Origin of the sequence: Microbispora sp. H13382, from assembly GCF_014161445.1 — a bacterium.
Taxonomy (GTDB): domain Bacteria; phylum Actinomycetota; class Actinomycetes; order Streptosporangiales; family Streptosporangiaceae; genus Microbispora.
Map to the genome: position 1 here is coordinate 228334 of NZ_JABBXA010000006.1, position 15152 is coordinate 243485.

A 15152-nucleotide genomic window follows, 5' to 3' on the forward strand; every position below is an offset into this window, starting at 1 on the left:
CAACGGCGTGGGCCGTACTTGACTTCTGAGAGGTACATGTGACGCGGGTGCGCAGATGGCTGCCCGGGCTGCTCCTGGTGTCGCCGTCGATCATCCTCATCGCGGTCTTCGTGTACGGCCTGCTGGGCTGGAACTTCAAGCTCGCCATGACCGACAAGCACGACGAGATCGCGGAGATCCCCGGCAACTTCGTCGGGCTGGAGAACTTCACCGGCATCTGGAGCGAGGAGCGCTGGGGCCTGTCGGTCCGGCACTCGATCATCTTCACCGTGGTCTTCGTCGTCGGCGCGCTCGTCCTCGGCTGGCTCCTGGCCTTCCTGATGGAGAAGGACATCCGGGCGGAGAGCGGCTTCCGCGCCGTCTACCTGTTCCCGATGGCCGTCTCCTTCATCGCCACCGGGGTGGTCTGGCGGTGGCTGATGAACAGCGCGACGGGTGAGCGGGCGGTCGGGCTCAACCGGCTCTTCCACTACCTCGGAGTCGACTTCCTCCAGTGGCAGTGGTTCCGCGACCCCGACTGGGGCATGGCCGCCATGGCGATCCCAGCGATCTGGCAGATGTCCGGATACATCATGGCGCTGTTCCTCGCCGGGTTCCGGGGTGTGCCCGAGGAACTGCGGGAGGCCGCCCGGGTGGACGGCTGCAGCGAGTGGGGCGTCTACCGGCACGTGGTGCTGCCGATGCTGCGCCCGGTGACGCTGTCCGCGCTGATCATCCTCGGCCACATCTCGCTGAAGGTCTTCGACCTCGTCGTCGCGGTGTCGGGCAAGCAGATCATCACCGACGTGCCCGCGACGTTCATGTGGACGGCGGTTTACGACTCGCACGACCCGGCGAAGGGCGCGACGATCGCGTCCTACATCGTGCTGTCCGTCGTCGTCTTCGTCGTGCCCTACCTGATCTGGGACGCCCGTAAGGGGAAGCGTTCATGACCGCGCACGTCGCCGAGAAGGCCCCGCGCACGGCGCCCGCCCCGGTCCGCGAGCGGGGCAGGACCGCCGCGTGGGTGCGGCTCGTCCTCCTGCTGCTGTTCGTCCTGGTCTTCCTGATCCCGGTCTACGTGCTGCTGGTCACGAGCTTCAAGCCGCTCAGCGAGGCCGACCCGGCGCAGGCGTGGAACCTGCCGAAGGTGTGGACGACCGAGGCGTGGAGCGTCGCCTGGGAGAAGCTCGAGCCCGGCATCGTCAACAGTTTCCTGCTCGCGATCCCCGGCTCGCTGATCTCCGCGGCGCTCGGGTCGCTGAACGGATACGTGCTGTCCAAGTGGCGCTTCCCCGGCGCGGACGTGCTGTTCACACTGTTCCTGTTCGGCATGTTCATCCCGTACCAGGGCGTGATGATCCCGCTGGTGCAGCTCATGGTGGACGTGGGCGACGCGCTCGGCGTGCAGTTGTACGGCGGCATCCCCGGCCTGGTCCTCGCCCACGTGGTGTACGGCATCCCGATCTGCACGCTGATCTTCCGCAACTACTACGTCACGATCCCCGACGAGCTGATCGAGGCGTCCCGCGTGGACGGCGCGGGCATGCTGCGGACGCTCTGGTCGATCGTGCTGCCGGTCTCCGGCCCGGCGTTCGCCGTCGTGATCATCTGGCAGTTCACCTCGATGTGGAACGACTTCCTGTTCGCGGTCTTCCTCACCGGGCCGAGCTCGTGGCCGACCACGGTCATGCTCAACAACATCGCGGGCGCCGTGACGACGCCGTACAGCCAGCAGATGGCGGCGGCGATCCTGGCGTCCATCCCCACGATGGTCATCTACGTGCTGCTCGGCAGGTTCTTCATGCGCGGCCTCATGGCGGGCGCGCTCAAGGGCTGACTCTCAGGAGTCGAGCCGGCCGGCCACCAGCGCGTCCCCAAGGGGAGTGCGCCGGTAGAGCACCCGCCGCCCGACCCGGGCGCCGGCGACCAGCCCGGCCGCGCGCAGCGCGGCCAGGTGGCCGCCGGCCGTGCCGAGCGCCAGCCCGAGGCGGGCGGCGAGCTGCGTGGTGGTCGCCGGGGTCTCCAGCTCGGCCAGGACCCGGGCGCGGGACCTGCCGACCAGCCCGGCGAGCGCCGCCGCGCCGCCCGCCCGTGGGTGCGCCGCCGCCACCCCCCGCGCCGGATACACCAGTGCGTACGGCCACGCCTCGTCGAGGTAGGCGATCACCTTGCGGACGAAGAGGCTGGGCAGGAACAGCAGGCCGCGGCCGCCGAGCCGGTGCCGCTCGTCCCGGTCGCCGGAGGCCGCCACCTCGATGCGGGCCGGTGCGTCGGCCTCTTCCGGCCGCCAGCGGACCCGCGGGCCGAGGTCGCCGAGCGCCGCCGCCCAGCCGTACGTCGCCAGCCGCCCGGCCCGCTGGATCACGTCGCGCTCCAGGATCGCGTGGAAGCGCGGCCACTGCGGTGCGACCAGCTCCGTCCAGGTGCGCTCCAGCCCGTCGGCCAGGAACGCGACCACGTGGTCGTCCGCCAGGATCTCCATGACGTCGGCGGGCGGGGGCGGCCGGCCGTCCAGCGACATAGCGATCTCGGTCCGCGCCCGCTCAAGGGGGGTGGCCCGCATCGCCGCGATCTCCTCGGCGAAGGAGACGTTGATCCCCGTGGGCGGCGGCGCGATGAAGTCGGCGATGTAGGCCCCCTGGCGGAACAGCGCGACCATCGCCCGCGCCCCCGGGCTGCCGGCCAGCAGCCGGGCGAACCGGGGGCGCGCCACCGCGGCCCAGGACGCGTGCGCCCCCGCCTCCAGCCGCCCCGACAGCATCCACATCGCGTGCATGGTCTCGTTGAGCGGGGAGATCGCGAAACGGCTGGCCGCGACGTCCTGCGGGCTCACCTCGATCCGGTACAAACGCCCACCCTTCGGCAGTTTCCGAAACGTTAGCGCGGCCGGAGGCGGCGGGCCGAGCATGTGTGCCGGGAGGTGGGCCGTGACCGTGGCCGCGAACCAGGAGAGATCGACGTTCCGGGCGTGCTTCGCCGTCCCGGAGTTCCGCGTGCTCTTCGGGAGCCAGCTTCTGCTGGTCCTGGGCGACACCGTGAAGATGCTCGCGTTCTCCGTGCTGGTTTACGCGCGCACGGAGTCGCCGGGCCTGGCCGCGCTGGCGTACATGATCGGGTTCCTGCCGCAGGTGGCGGGCGGGGTGTTCCTGCTGTCGCTCGCCGACCGGTGGCGCCCGCGGGCCCTGATGGTCGCGGGCGACCTGCTGCGCGTGGCCACGTGCCTCGTCCTCGGTGTCGGCGACCTGCCGATCGGGGTCATGCTCGCGCTGGTGTTCGCGGCGGGCGTGCCCACGCCCCTGTTCTCGGCCGTGCGCGCCGCCGTGCTGCCGGACGTGCTGGTGGGAGATGCGTACGTGCTCGGCCGCGCGCTGTTCACCACGACCTCGGCGGGCGCGCAGGTGGCCGGGCTGGCCGTCGGCGGCGGTCTGCTCGCCGTGACCGGCCCTCTCAGGGCGCTGCTGATCACCGCCGCGCTCTCGCTGGGCAGCGCGGCGGTGGCCCGGTTCGGGCTGCGCGACCGCCCGGCGCGCGCCGCGCACTCCGCCCCGCATCACCGGGCCGGGGCCGTACGGACGACGCTACGGGTCAACCGGGCGCTGCTGGCCGACCGCGCCGTCCGGGGACTGCTGCTCGCCGGATGGCTGCCGCCGATGCTCGCGATCGGCGCGGAGGCCGTCTACGTGCCGTACCTCACGGGCGAGGGGTCGCCGTGGGGCGCGGGGGTCGTGCTGGCCGCCGCGGCGGCGGGCATGGGCGCGGGAGAGTTCGCCGTCGGCAGGTTCGCCCCGCCCGCGGTGCGCGAACGGCTGACCTTCCCGCTGGCGCTCGCGCTGGGAGTGCCGCTGCTCGGGTTCGCCGCCCGCCCGGGGGTCGCCGGCGCGGCGGCGCTGGCCGCCCTGGGCGCGGCGGGGCTGGCCTACAACCTGGGGCTCCAGCGGCGGTTCCTCGACACGGTTCCCGAGGCCGCCCGCGGGCAGGCGTTCGGCCTGCAGACGTCCGGTCTGATGACGGCCCAGGCACTGGGCGCCGCCGCCGCGGGCGCCCTCGCCGAACTGGTGCCCGCCCATCTCGCCATCGCGCTGTCGGGCTGTGGCGTGATCGCCGTGGTGCTCACGCTGCGGCGTGATCTGCGCGGCGCCCTGTCGTCCGGCGTCAGCCCGCCGTACGGTCCCGGAGAGACAGGGGAGGGCGTTCGCCCGAGCCCCGCGGGATGAGCCGCGTGGCCAGTTCGATCCTGCTGATCGGCCCCTCGTCCCCGGACAGGCGCATGAACAACAGATCGGCGGCCGTGCGGCCCAGCCGGGTGGGATCCTGCGCCACCACGGTGACGCCCAGCAGGTCGGCCAGCTCGAAGTCGTCGAACCCGACCAGCGCGAGGCCTCCGGCGGCGCCCGCGTCGGCGGTGTCCGTGAGCGACGCCAGCGCCCGCAGTGTCTCCACGGTGGTGCGGCCGTTTCCGGTCAGCAGGGCGGTCGGGGGATCGAAGGCCGTGAGCAGCCGGGTCAGGTCGGCCCGCATCCGCGCCGGGTCCGGCGGCCCCATGACCACCAGGCCCTCGTCGTACGGCAGGCCGGCCGCGGCCAGCGCCTGCCGGTAACCGCGCAGCCGCTCGGCGGCGGTGAAGATCCCGGGGGAGTCGCCGAGGAAGGCGATGCGGCGGTGGCCGTGCGCGATCAGGTGGGCCGTGCCCGCCCGTGCCCCGCCCGTGTTGTCGCAGAGGACGGTGTCCGCCTCGCACCCCGCGCCGGGCGGGCGGTCGGCGAAGACCGTCTTGATCCCGGCTTCGAACTCGGGCGCGAGATAGGCGTGGTCCCTCCCCGCGGGCACGATGATCAGCCCGTCCACGCGGCGGGCGCAGAAGGCGAGCACGAGGTCGCGCTCGCGGTCCGGGTCCTCCCGGGACGAGCCGCTGAACAGGAGGTAGCCGTGGTGCAGCGCGGCGTCCTCCACCGCCCGGCTGAGGCTGGAGTAGAAGGCGTCGGCGACGTCCTCGATGACCAGGCCGATGCTCGCCGTACGGCCCCGCCGCAGGATGCGCGCGCTGTCGTTGCGACGGTAGCCGAGCCGCTCGATGGCCTCCTGCACACGACCGGCGGTCACGGTGTTGACGCCGGGTTCGTTGTTGACGACGCGGGAGACGGTCTTGAGCGCCACACCGGCCGCGGCGGCCACGTCGTTCATGGTCGGACGGCCGCGTCTCGTCTCTCCCACGCAGGGATCATCTCCCATTTCAGCGCCCTAGACAACGTTGTCAGTTCCATGGTGGGAGATGGTCGTTTTTGTGGGGACGTGGGGGTGCGTCAGGGGAGGTCCGCGCGGCTCGCGCCCCCGGTGGCGCGCAGGTCGGCCTCGATCCCGGCGGCGGTGGCGAGCAGCGGGGGCAGCAGGTCGCGGCGCGCGGACTCCGGCGTGGTGCGGCTGGCGTGCGAGGAGACGTTGACCGCCGCCGCCACCCGGCCGTCGCGGCCCCTGATCGGCGCGGCGATCGACCGCAGCCCTTCCTCCAGTTCCTGGTCCACCATGGCCCAGCCCTGGGCCCGTACCTCGTCGAGCGCGGTGCGCAGGGCCACCGGCGACGTGGCGGTGTGAGGGGTCAGCCGCCGCAGGTCGGCGCGGGCGAGGTAGGCGTCGAGGTCCTCCGGGGACAGCCCCGCGAGCAGCACCCTGCCCATCGAGGTGCAGTACGCCGGGAAGCGGGTGCCGATCGCGATCGTCACGCGCATGATCCGGGCCGTCGGCACGCGGGCCACGTAGACGATCTCGGTGTCGTCCAGCACCGAGACCGACGCCGACTCGTGCACCTCGGCGGCGAGCCGCTCCAGGTGCGGCAGAGCGACCTCGGGCAGGGACAGGCTCGACAGGTAGGCGTAGCCCAGCTCCAGGACCCGGGGCGACAGGGCGAAAAGCCGCCCGTCGGTCCGCACGTAGCCCAGGCCGGCGAGCGTCAGCAGAAACCTGCGTGCCGCGGCGCGGGTGAGACCGGTCTTGCGGGCCACCTCGCTGAGCGTCAGCTCCGGGCTCGTCGCGTCGAACGCCCGGATCACCGCCAGGCCCCGGGCCAGCGACTGGACGTGCTCCTCCGCCATGGCCGCCCACCTCCCGACCGAACCCTAGCGCCGGACGGGGCTCGAAACACCGCGCCGGTAGGGTTTGGCGGGTGACGAGAGGGATCGTGGTTCATCGGGGAGATGCGCTGCTCATCGCCGGGTTCGTCCTGGCGGCGCTCAACCTGAGGCCCGCTCTCGCGGGCGTGTCACCGCTCCTCCCGGCCATCATGCGGGACCTCGGCCTCAGCCCCGCCGGAGGCGGCGCCATCACCACGGTGATGGTGGCGTGCCTCGGCCTGCTCGCCCCGGTCGCGCCCGCGCTGGCCACCCGCATCGGGCTGGACCGCACGCTGCTGGCCGGGCTGCTCGTCCTGGCCGCCGGCGTCGCGCTGCGCAGCGCGGACGGCGTGCCCGCGTTGTACTGCGGCGCGGCCCTGGCCGGTACGGCCATCGCCGTCATGAACGTCGTCATGCCGGGCCTCGTCAAACAGCACTTCCCGGACAGGGTCGGGCTCTTCACCGGCCTGTACGTCTCGGTCATGGTGGGCGGGGCCGCGACGGCCTCGGCGGCGATGGTCCCGCTGGCGGAGCAGGTCGGCTGGCGGGCCGCGGCGGGGTCGGCGGCCCTGCTCGCGCTGCTGGCGGCGGCCCTGTGGCGCGTGGCGCTGACCAGGGCGGCGTCGCTTCCGGCGGCACAGGCCCGGACGAAGGCGGCCCAGCCGGAGGTCTCCCCGGCCGAGGCGGCGCGATCCGTGGCGGGCCCGGAGCAGCCGTCGTCCCCGGAGGCGCGCGGGGCCCGCCGTCCCCGGCCCGGAGACCCCGGCCACCGGCCGTACGCGACCCTGCTCCGCGCGCCGGCGACGTGGCCGGTCATGGCGTTCATGGGACTGCAGTCGCTGACCTTCTACGTCCTGCTGGCCTGGCTGCCCACCGTGTTCCAGGCCGCCGGCCTGCCCGCAGACGAGGCGGGATATCTGCTGGGCCTGACGAACCTCATGCAGATCGCCGCGGCGCTGGTCGTCCCCCTGCACGCGGGCCGGGCCCGATCCCAGACGCCACACGTGGTCGTGGCCGTGCTGCTGACCGTCGGCGGATATCTGGGGGTGCTGCTCGCGCCCACCGTCACGCCGTGGCTGTGGATGATCGTCCTCGGGCTCGGCCAGGGGGCCTCGATCGCGCTCGCCCTGCTGATCATCACGCTGCGGGCGCCTGATCCGGCCTCGGTGACCGCGCTGTCGGCGGTCGCCCAGTCGAGCGGTTACCTGCTGGCCGCGATCGGGCCGCTCGCGTTCGGCCTGCTCCACGAGCTGTCCGGCGGCTGGACCGTGCCCCTGCTCGCCGGGCTGGGGGCGTGCGGCCTCCAACTGGTGTCGGGGATGCTCGCCGCCCGCCCGGCGCGGGCGTAGTCAGCGCGGCAGCCGTTCGAGGTCGATCTCGATGGGGAACGGAGTGCCGACCGTGAGCCGGGTGTGGTGGACGCCGGTCACCTGGTAGCCGGCTCCGCCGGCGTCGAGTTCGTAGGAGTAGACGAACGGCCGCCAGCCGGTGCTCTCGACCCGCCAGAAGTGCGGGATGCCGGCCGCCGCGTAGTGCCGTGGCAGCACGTCGCGGTCGGGGACGGCCGAGTCGGGGCCGGCGATCTCGATGACCAGCCCCACCTCCTCGGCGAGGTAGCAGGTCCTCCGGTCGTCGGAGGCGGCGAGGTCGTCCACCAGGGACACGTCGGGGCGGGCACGCCGCTCCGGCTCCAGCAGGACGTCCATCCGGCTGACCGCCACCAGGTCGCCCGGCGCCTGCGCGTTCAGCGCCGTGCGCAGGCCGTAGGCCACACGTTCGCGGAACCGTGTCTGGGGGCCGGTGGAGATGAGGCCGGCGTCGAGGCTGTCGTCGTCCCCGCCGTCCCGCTGCTCGCCGGCGGCGGGACGGGGCGGGGAGAGCCGATCGGGGACGCCCCCGGCCCCGTCTCCCGGACGAGGCTGCAGCCAGTCATCGAGCACGCTGGTCATGGCAGCAGACTAGCGTCACGGTGCGTGATGACCGAACTACTCGCATCGCCCTAAGCCGGGTCGAGCGGGCGCAATTCGTCCGCGTATCCGACCGAAAGGCGGCGCATGGTCCCGTCCTCGGTGATGGAGTACTGCCCCATCCGCCACAGGGGTGGGGAGTACGCGTGGATCGAGACCGAGCCGGGCGCCTCGCCGGTCAGCCGGTGGATGTGGTCGGGCCCGAAGGAGAAGGCGTCGCCCGCCACGACCTGCGTCTCCAGGTGGGCGCCGCCGATGCGCGGGTTGCACTCCTTCAGCTCACCGGCCACGACGCGGACCGCGCCGGAGGAGACGTCGTGGTCGTGCCAGCCGGTGTCGTCCCCGGGGCGCCAGCACAGCAGCCACACGTCCACGTACGAGTCCCGGTGCAGGGAGACGTAGTGGCGTCCCCCGTCCTCCGCGCCCTCGAAGCCGAGGTGGTGACGCCACAGCTCGGGCCGCCCGGCCAGGTCCTCCACCAGGGCGAGCAGTTCGCGGCGGTCGAGCGTGCGTGCGGGCAGGTCGGCGAAGGAGGCACACAGCGCGCCTTCCTGGATCGTGGGCGTGCTCATTACGGCGACTCCTTCCGGGACAGCAGGCGGCCTGGATTGGCCACGCGGACGGCGTGATCGATGGCTCGTTGTGCGGGGTCGCCGGGGTCCGGCCAGACCGACTCGGCGTACGGCTGGTCGCTTCCGGCGACGAGGACGTCGATCCCGAGTTCGCGGACCACCGCGTCGGCGGCCCGGGGGCCGTAGGACGACGTCTCGAGGAACAGGCCGGGGTCCACCAGGCCGCGCCCGGCGGCGCCCCGGCTCAACTGACGCTCCCTGTGCAGCGGGGCCAGCCCGGCCAGCAGCGCGAAGCACACCTTCAAGCGGGGATGCCGGGGCCGGCCGAACGCCTCGAACGCGTACCAGGCGGCGTGCATCTGCTGCACGTACGGCACGACGGCCGCCCACCACGCGGGGCCCGGGGCCGCGGCGGGGCCCGGGTGGACGAACAGCGGCAGGCCGCGCTCCTCCAGCACGTCGAGCAGCGGGGCGGCCAGGGCCAGTCCCCGGGCGTCGCCGAGCGCGGTCGCCGGAAGCTGCAGCCCGGCCAGGCCTCGGCCGGGGGCCTGGCCGGGGGCGTGGTCGAGGACGTGCGCGAGCCGTACGGGGTCGGGGTCGGTCACCGGGGCGGCGGCCCAGGCGCCGAACGGCGCGGGCAGCGCGCGGGCGTCGGCGTGGTAGGCGTCGATGAGCGGCCACGCCTCCTCCGGAGGCAGATGCTCGATGCCGAGCGGGCTCGACAGGGAGACGAGGGCGAGGTCGAGGTGGGCGTTGCGCTTACGCCGGATCTCCACGTCGTGGTCGGCCGGGTCCGCCTCGTACGGCGGCTCGCCGTCGAGGACGAGCGTCCATCCGTCCAGGAACGGCGGGCGGGTGCGGCGGCGCAGCGCGTCGACGAGGGACGGCGTCCACAGGTGCTGGTGCACGTCCACGCTCATCGGCCCGGCCCTTCCGAGAAGTCCTAATTCCCTACTCAGAATACATGATTATCTGCCGGGTGTGACCCCGGGGCGGATCGCGACCCGCCCCGGAGCCGGTCAGTCGTCGCCGAGGATCATGTTGAGGAGCCAGCTGATCACGCCGACGACGATGGCGCCCCAGAAGGCGGCCATGAACCCGTCGACGTGGAAGGGGAGGTCGAGCTGCTCGGCGAGCCAGCTCGTGAACAGCAGCAGGGCGGCGTTCACCACCAGGGCGAACAACCCGAGCGTGAGCACGTAGAACGCGCAGCCGATCGTCTTGATGACCGGCTTGATGACGGCGTTCACGAGGCCGAAGATCAGCGCGACCGCGAGGAGGGTGCCGATCTGCCTGGCCGTGGAGCCGGCGCTGACGGTGATGCCGTCCACCAGCTTGGTGGACGCCCACAGGGCCGCGGCCACCACGATGATCTTGAGTATGACCTTCACCTCAAGAATCCTTCCATGGCACGGCAAAGAGTGCGCGGTTCCCGTGTGGCCGATGCGGGGCGGACTCGCGCCGAAGGCCGGGTGGGGCGGCAAAAAGCTCGTCCGCTTCCGGCGGTCTTTCTCCCGTGGCGGGGGTATAAGGGGCAAACCTGGGGGAAACCCACGAGTTGGGGGTGAGATCGAATGGACGTGGAAGAGCTCGAGTCGCTCCCCGCGAAGGAGCTGCACGACCGCGCCGTGCGCTACGCCGTACGGCACGGCGACCTGGGCTTCCTGTGGGAACTGCTGAAGGTCATCCCGGCGGCCGAGGCCGCCAGCGGCAACACCGGCGAGACCGCGAACGACCTCAGCAGGGTCTCGGCGCTGCTCAGCGACGCGATCGGGGCGGGCGAGGGCGAACTCGGCGACGCGCTCCGGCCGGTCTACGTCGACTATCTGTCCAAACATCCCGACGCCTGAGCGCGTCCCGTCCCCGGGAGCGCTCAGCAAGCTCTCATCTCCGCACGTCACAATGGCGGCGTGGTCAAGACACAGGTGCTCGTCGTCGACGACGAACCCGAGGTCCGCGACGCGATCGCGCGGGCGCTGCGCGTGGAGGGATACGGCGTGGCGACCGCCGGGGACGGCGTGGACGCCCTCGACGCCATCGACGGCGTCGCGCCCGACCTCGTGGTGCTCGACGTGCTCATGCCGGGCATGGACGGGATCGAGGTCTGCCGTGCGCTGCGCGGCGACGGCAACCGGCTGCCCGTGCTCATGCTGACGGCCCTGGACGGCATCGGCGACAAGGTGGCCGGCCTGGACGCGGGCGCCGACGACTACCTGGTGAAGCCGTTCGCGCTGGAGGAGCTGTTCGCCCGGGTGCGCGCCCTGCTCCGCCGCGCCGCGCCGCCCCCGGAGGCGGGCTTCGCCGACCTGGTCCTGCTGCCCGACAGCAGGCAGGCCCGGCGCGGCCGCCGGCTCATCGACCTGACGAGGACCGAATACGCCCTGCTCGACCTGCTGATCCGCAACGGCGGCCAGGTGCTGACCCGGCAGGTCATCCTGGAACGCATCTGGGGCTACGGCTTCCGGCCCGGGTCCAACCCGCTGGAGGTCTACATCGGTTATCTGCGTAAGAAGACCGAGGCGGGGGGCGAGCCGCGGCTCATCCACACGGTCCACGGCCTCGGCTACGCGCTCAGGGAGCCCGCCGCCTCTCTCGCCGGGGAGGAGCCGTGAAGCTCCGCTGGCGGCTCGCGATGGCCTCCGCGCTGGCCGGCGCGGTGAGCGTGATCGTCGTGATCGTGGCCGCCTACGTCATCACCTGCCGCCGGGTGGAGTGGGCGATGGACCACTACGGGACGTACGAGAGGTACGGCGACCGGCCCCCCAACGGCGTGCTGGCCGCCCTCGCCGACGTGGACGACCTGGGCTGGCCCTTCGTCGTCGTGGCGCTCGGCGGCCTGGTGCTCTCCGGGGCGCTCGGCTGGCTGGCCGCCCGGGCGGCGCTGCGGCCGGTCAACGCGCTCAAGGACGCCGCCGGACGGGTGGCCACCACCCGTGACCTGACCACCCGGATCGACGTGGCGGGAGACGACGAGCTGAGCAGCCTGGCGCGCAGCTTCAACGCGATGCTCGACGCCTTGGAACGCTCCGCCAAGTCGCAAAAGCGCCTCGTCGCCGACGCGTCCCACGAGTTGCGCACTCCGCTCACCGCCCTGCGGACCAACGTCGAGCTGCTGATGAGGGGAGACCTGCCGCAGGAGGTCCACGACGAGGTGAGCCGGGCCGTGGTGAGCGGCCTGGAGGAGCTGACGGCGCTCGTCTCCGACGTGGTCGAGTTGGCCCGCGACGAGGAGCCCGCCGTGCTGGTGGAGAGCGTGCGCCTCGACGAGCTCGTGGAGCGGGAGGTCGCCCGGGCGGCCCGGCACTGGCCGTCGACCGCGTACTCCGTCTCGGTGGAGCCGATGGTGGTGCGGGGCGTGCCCGACCGGCTCGCCCGCGCCGTCGCCAACCTGCTCGACAACGCGGCCAAGTACAGCCCGGCCGGCGGCCTGGTCGAGGTGTCGCTGCGGGGCGGCGTGCTGACGGTGCGCGACCACGGCCCCGGCATCTCCGCCGACGACCTGCCGCACGTCTTCGACCGCTTCTACCGCGCGCCCTCGGCGCGGGCGCTGCCCGGATCGGGGCTCGGCCTGGCCATCGTGGGCCAGGTGGTGGACAGCCACGGCGGCAGCGTGTCGGCCAGCGCCGCCCCCGGCGGCGGCACGCTCGTCCGTCTGGCCCTGCCAGTAGGGTGATGTCATGGGCTCTGTACGCGTCGAGCGGACCGAGGACGGGTTCGTCGCCCGCAACGAGCGTGGCGCCGAGATCGAGATGGGCACGGGTGACGGCCTGTTCAGCCCGGTGGAGCTGCTGCTGGCCGCCGTCGGCGGATGCAACGTCATGACGGTCGAGCCGCTCACCGCCAAGCGGGGCCACCGGCTCGTACGGCTGGCCGTCGAGGTCTCCGCCGAGAAGGAGAGCCCGACCCTCCTGCGCTCGGTCACGGTGACGTACGACGTGGAGCTGCCCTCGGAGGACTCCGGCGAGGTCTTCGAGGCCGTCGCCGAGCGGGTGCACGAGCGTCACTGCACGGTGAGCCGGTCGCTGCAGAAGGGCACCGAGGTCCGGCTGGACCTCGGGAGTTAGCACGGCCGGGCGGGGGGCCGCCCGGATGTAGGCCGGAAATCAACCTGCCGATGACGACTTCATGACAGGGCCCCTTGTAATGTTGAAGCAGGTCCTCGGGAGAGGCCGACAGACTTTCTTGATAAAGGACGCGGATGGGGGAACCGCGTCCGGAAAGCGGGGGACCCGCCGGTGCCTTTGGGGAGGGCATTCCTGGCGGAACCGCTTTGATCCGGAGCCGGGCAGTTGGGGGACTGCCCGGCTCCGGCATTTCCAGGGTCCTTCACCCGTTCTCCTCCCGCCACGGTCTGTGTGCCGGTCGCCTCGCGCGGGGTCTGCCCGGCCGCCGAAGCCACGCCGGCCGCCCTGGGAGCCCCGGCCGCCCTGGGAGCCCCGGCCGCCCTGGGAGCCCGGCCGCCCGGGCACATCTCGCCGGGTGGTGCCCCGACCGCCGCGGACCGCGTCCGGCGTACCCCCTTCACCTGGCCGTCCGCTTCCCTGGCCGCCGGCTCCGCCTTGATTCCCGCCCGCCGGCTCCGCCTTGATTCCCGCCCGCCCGCCCCTCCGTCGGCCTATCGCCCCCATGAGGGCGTCTCCACGGCAGGGAAAGACCCTTTGCATTCGTAAACCCGGGAGGCTTCGTCTCGCCGGGCGTCCACGCTTTTGCGGCGGAATGCTTTCCCGCGTCGTTCCCGGTGATTTCCTTTGTGTTCTCTTGCCGTAAGGCCTTCCGACTTTGCCTCGCGCGGATCGGGCGCCCGGTCACGCAGCGTCGGCATCACCCCGGGCAGAGGGGCCGACCACGGTCCGGCTTGGGATAAACAGGACCATGGGTAGATCTTCTGGGGGTTATGCGGCTTTTACTTTGCTCCGTCCTGACTCGTCCTGTAGTGTCCTGTTTGCCGCCAACCGGTGGCTGGTTTGGACTTGGAGAGGAGATCACCGTGGGTGACCCCACATCGACCTCTGAGCCAAGGCATTTCGGATCACACGTCTGACCCACGACGGCCTTCCGGCCGATCGCCATAGCTTCCGCGCACACGCCTCCGGGTGAACGACCTCTCGTACCCGGACACGTGGCCCGTCTTCGCGGTCTGCCGTTCGCAGGTCCCTAGATGACGCATGGCCATCCTCTGTCGTCTCAACGAAAGATCCCCAGCCCTGATGAAGACTCTGTTTGACCTGCGTGGCAACCGACGCCTCAACGCCGCGGCCGCGCTCGCCGGTGTGGCGGCCGTCACCGCGTCCCTTGTGGCCGCCGCGCCCGCGCCCGTCGAGCAGCCGGTCAACGAGGCCGCCCACGTCTCCGCCGCCGCCCCGGCGCGCGAGCTCGCCTTCGCCATCCCCGCGCATGAGGAGGTCCTGCTCCAGGGCAGCACCACCGGCTCGTACTTCTGGGACGACTCCTCGGGCCGCCAGGGCGACACGGGCCTGCCCGCCATCGGCAAGCCCATGCAGAAGGGCATGTTCGCCAGCCCGAGCTGGCCGCTCGGCACCGAGGGCTACGTCTTCTACAAGGGCAAGAAGGCCAAGTTCTTCATCGGCGACCGCGGCCCGGGCGTCCCGTCGGACAGCGGCATCATGCTGGACATCGACGGCAAGACCTTCGCCGAGCTGACCGGCACCAGCTGGAACGAGGACACGCTGACCGTCAACGGTGACCTCGGTCACATCCCGATCCAGTACGTCGTCACCAAGTGGGGCAACGGACCGGGTACGCGCGGCGAGCCGATGCCGTTCTCCAGCGGCGCCTGGCGGAGCTGACCCCGAAATCCGATCACGTGGCGATGTGCGCGACCTTCGCGGGACTGCTAAGGTTACGGACATCGCAGGCGCCGCTAGCTCAGTTGGTTAGAGCAGCTGACTCTTAATCAGCGGGTCCGGGGTTCGAGTCCCTGGCGGCGCACAGAACGAAAGCCCAGGTCGGCCAGCCGCCCTGGGCTTTCGCTGTTCGTCGGTCGTCTCATCCCCGCAGAAGCCTGGTCATGAACACGCTGTTGGGGTCGGGCCGATAGTCGGCGAAGGGCTCGCAGTATTCGAACCCGAACTTCTCGTACAGCCGTCTGGCTGGCAGGAAGAAGTCGGCCGAGCCGGTCTCCAGGCTCAGGCGGGCGAAGCCCAGCCGCTCGGCCTCGGTGAGGATGTGCCGCAACAGCAGGGAGGCGATCCCGCTGCGTTTGCGCGCCGCGGCGGTCCGCATCGACTTCAGCTCGGCGTGATCGGCGTCCAGCCTCTTGATCGCACCGCAGCCGACGACGGCGGCGCCGTCCAGCACCGACCAGAACCTGATCTCGGGCACGCGGAGACCGTCGAGATCGAGGGCGTGCTTGCTCTCCAGGGGGGTGATCGACCGCATCTCCCGGACGTGTTCCAGGAGGAACTCGGCGATCTGCGGGCCGGACAGGTCGTCTTCGACGATTCTCATCTGTTCGCTCATCCAACGGGGTCGACAGCACTGTCCCGCACTCTAGGCCGCCGCCGTGC

At 72.1% G+C, this 15152-nt stretch carries 17 protein-coding genes and 1 tRNA gene; 10 read left to right on the top strand and 8 right to left on the bottom strand.

Going from position 1 to position 15152, the window contains the following annotated elements; all coding sequences use genetic code 11:
- The first annotated feature begins 47 nt into the window (after positions 1-47).
- Together HHX41_RS15085 and HHX41_RS15090 are read left to right on the top strand one after the other, a co-directional pair.
- On the top strand, positions 48-932 hold the full coding sequence (locus HHX41_RS15085; protein WP_310741997.1) for a sugar ABC transporter permease: 885 nt from the start codon (positions 48-50) through the stop codon (positions 930-932).
- Entirely contained in the window at positions 929-1819 is an 891-nt protein-coding gene (locus tag HHX41_RS15090; RefSeq protein WP_169984145.1) for a carbohydrate ABC transporter permease, read from the top strand. Before HHX41_RS15085 ends, HHX41_RS15090 begins: the two co-directional genes overlap by 4 nt.
- A gap of 3 nt (positions 1820-1822) precedes the next feature.
- On the opposite strand, the gene HHX41_RS15095 is transcribed toward HHX41_RS15090, so the two are convergent.
- Positions 1823-2830, bottom strand: a complete 1008-nt coding sequence (locus tag HHX41_RS15095) for a winged helix-turn-helix domain-containing protein (protein ID WP_249350366.1) — start codon at positions 2828-2830, stop codon at positions 1823-1825.
- 79 nt (positions 2831-2909) lie between these two features.
- Between HHX41_RS15095 and HHX41_RS15100 the strand changes: the two genes are divergently transcribed.
- Positions 2910-4196: an MFS transporter gene (locus HHX41_RS15100; protein ID WP_310741998.1), complete on the top strand. Its 1287-nt coding sequence runs from the start codon at positions 2910-2912 to the stop codon at positions 4194-4196.
- On the opposite strand, the gene HHX41_RS15105 is transcribed toward HHX41_RS15100, so the two are convergent.
- Positions 4135-5193: a LacI family DNA-binding transcriptional regulator gene (locus HHX41_RS15105; protein WP_396794576.1), complete on the bottom strand. Its 1059-nt coding sequence runs from the start codon at positions 5191-5193 to the stop codon at positions 4135-4137. The two genes, HHX41_RS15100 and HHX41_RS15105, sit on opposite strands and share 62 nt — an antisense overlap.
- 89 nt (positions 5194-5282) lie before the next feature.
- A complete protein-coding gene (locus HHX41_RS15110) occupies positions 5283-6068 on the bottom strand; it encodes an IclR family transcriptional regulator (RefSeq protein ID WP_169984142.1) in 786 nt (261 codons plus the stop codon).
- 71 nt (positions 6069-6139) lie between these two features.
- On the opposite strand from HHX41_RS15110, the gene HHX41_RS15115 reads away from it, so the two are divergent.
- Positions 6140-7435, top strand: coding sequence for an MFS transporter (locus HHX41_RS15115; RefSeq protein WP_310741999.1), 1296 nt, complete (start codon positions 6140-6142; stop codon positions 7433-7435).
- Here the strand turns inward: HHX41_RS15115 and HHX41_RS15120 are convergent, their stop codons facing one another.
- The 4 genes from HHX41_RS15120 to HHX41_RS15135 all read right to left on the bottom strand — a co-directional run bounded on the left by HHX41_RS15120 (position 7436) and on the right by HHX41_RS15135 (position 10016).
- Positions 7436-8035 (bottom strand): Uma2 family endonuclease, encoded by a 600-nt coding sequence (locus HHX41_RS15120; protein ID WP_182906462.1) that lies wholly within the window; start codon positions 8033-8035, stop codon positions 7436-7438.
- A 50-nt stretch (positions 8036-8085) separates the two neighbouring features.
- A complete protein-coding gene (locus HHX41_RS15125) occupies positions 8086-8625 on the bottom strand; it encodes a cysteine dioxygenase family protein (protein ID WP_169984139.1) in 540 nt (179 codons plus the stop codon).
- Positions 8625-9545 (bottom strand): amidohydrolase family protein, encoded by a 921-nt coding sequence (locus HHX41_RS15130; RefSeq protein WP_182906463.1) that lies wholly within the window; start codon positions 9543-9545, stop codon positions 8625-8627. Before HHX41_RS15130 ends, HHX41_RS15125 begins: the two co-directional genes overlap by 1 nt.
- Before the next feature lie 99 nt (positions 9546-9644).
- Positions 9645-10016 carry a phage holin family protein gene (locus tag HHX41_RS15135; RefSeq protein WP_169984137.1) on the bottom strand — a complete coding sequence of 124 codons (372 nt, stop codon included), beginning with the start codon at positions 10014-10016 and terminating at the stop codon, positions 9645-9647.
- A gap of 183 nt (positions 10017-10199) precedes the next feature.
- Here HHX41_RS15135 and HHX41_RS15140 point away from each other — a divergent pair, with 183 nt between their 5' ends.
- The 6 genes from HHX41_RS15140 (at position 10200) to HHX41_RS15165 (ending at position 14574) form a co-directional block, all read left to right on the top strand.
- Positions 10200-10475: a hypothetical protein gene (locus HHX41_RS15140; RefSeq protein WP_169984136.1), complete on the top strand. Its 276-nt coding sequence runs from the start codon at positions 10200-10202 to the stop codon at positions 10473-10475.
- A gap of 60 nt (positions 10476-10535) precedes the next feature.
- Positions 10536-11237 carry a response regulator transcription factor gene (locus HHX41_RS15145; RefSeq protein ID WP_169984135.1) on the top strand — a complete coding sequence of 234 codons (702 nt, stop codon included), beginning with the start codon at positions 10536-10538 and terminating at the stop codon, positions 11235-11237.
- Positions 11234-12298 carry a HAMP domain-containing sensor histidine kinase gene (locus HHX41_RS15150; RefSeq protein ID WP_182906464.1) on the top strand — a complete coding sequence of 355 codons (1065 nt, stop codon included), beginning with the start codon at positions 11234-11236 and terminating at the stop codon, positions 12296-12298. Before HHX41_RS15145 ends, HHX41_RS15150 begins: the two co-directional genes overlap by 4 nt.
- A 4-nt stretch (positions 12299-12302) precedes the next feature.
- On the top strand, positions 12303-12689 hold the full coding sequence (locus HHX41_RS15155; RefSeq protein WP_169984133.1) for an OsmC family protein: 387 nt from the start codon (positions 12303-12305) through the stop codon (positions 12687-12689).
- A 1143-nt stretch (positions 12690-13832) separates the two neighbouring features.
- Positions 13833-14432: a hypothetical protein gene (locus tag HHX41_RS41755; RefSeq protein WP_182906465.1), complete on the top strand. Its 600-nt coding sequence runs from the start codon at positions 13833-13835 to the stop codon at positions 14430-14432.
- A gap of 68 nt (positions 14433-14500) precedes the next feature.
- Positions 14501-14574, top strand: a tRNA-Lys gene (locus tag HHX41_RS15165).
- Between the two features lie 57 nt (positions 14575-14631).
- Here the strand turns inward: HHX41_RS15165 and HHX41_RS15170 are convergent.
- Entirely contained in the window at positions 14632-15093 is a 462-nt protein-coding gene (locus HHX41_RS15170; protein WP_182906466.1) for a GNAT family N-acetyltransferase, read from the bottom strand.
- Between the last annotated feature and the right edge of the window lie 59 nt (positions 15094-15152).